Consider the following 809-nt stretch of genomic DNA (forward strand, 5'->3'; position numbering starts at 1 on the left):
ACACGCAGAACGCCGTTTCGTCTGGCCTGCGCGTCGGCAAGGCTGCCGACAACGCTGCCTACTGGTCGATCGCCACGACGATGAAGTCGGACAACAAGGCCCTTTCGGCTGTTTCCGACGCCCTCGGCATGGGCGCCGCCAAGCTCGACACGGCATACACGGCTGTCGACAGCGCCATCGACCTCGTCGGCGAGATCAAGGCAAAGCTCGTTGCAGCCAGCGAAGCTGGCGTCGACAAGACCAAACTTCAGGACGAAATCACCCAGCTGCAGGCACAGCTCTACAGCGTTGCCCAATCCGCTTCGTTCAACGGCGAAAACTGGGTCAACAACACCGGCGGTACCGTCAACGTCGTTTCCTCCTTCGTCCGCGGCACCGGCGGCACGGTCTCGATCAAGACCACCGACTATGTGCTCGGCACGGCCAACACCCTGTTCAACGGCACGACCACCGGCGGCATTCTTGGTGGGACCGGCGCAAGCTCCGGCCAGTCGGTCTACGGCTTCACGATCGGCAACACCACGACCCAAGCCGAAATCGACAACCTGCTGACGGACGTCGAAACCACGCTGAAGAACATGACCACCCTCGGTTCGCAGCTCGGTTCGCTCCAGACTCGCGTCGACATCCAGTCGGACTTCGTGTCTTCGCTCAGCGACTCGATCGACTCCGGTATCGGCCGCCTGGTCGACGCCGACATGGAAGAAGAGTCCTCCAAGCTCAGCGCCCTGCAGACCCAGCAGCAGCTGGCGATCCAGTCGCTGTCGATCGCGAACTCCTCTTCGCAGAACATCCTCTCGCTGTTCCGC

Annotated in this window: 1 protein-coding gene; it reads left to right on the forward strand. The window is 62.2% G+C overall.

Features of this window, described 5'->3' with window-relative positions; genetic code table 11:
- The coding region (locus tag C934_RS31870) for a flagellin N-terminal helical domain-containing protein (RefSeq protein ID WP_018856793.1) at window positions 1-809 on the forward strand (809 nt) is incomplete at both ends.

Source organism: Rhizobium sp. 42MFCr.1 (assembly GCF_000377185.1).
GTDB classification, from domain to species: Bacteria; Pseudomonadota; Alphaproteobacteria; order Rhizobiales; family Rhizobiaceae; genus Rhizobium; species Rhizobium altiplani.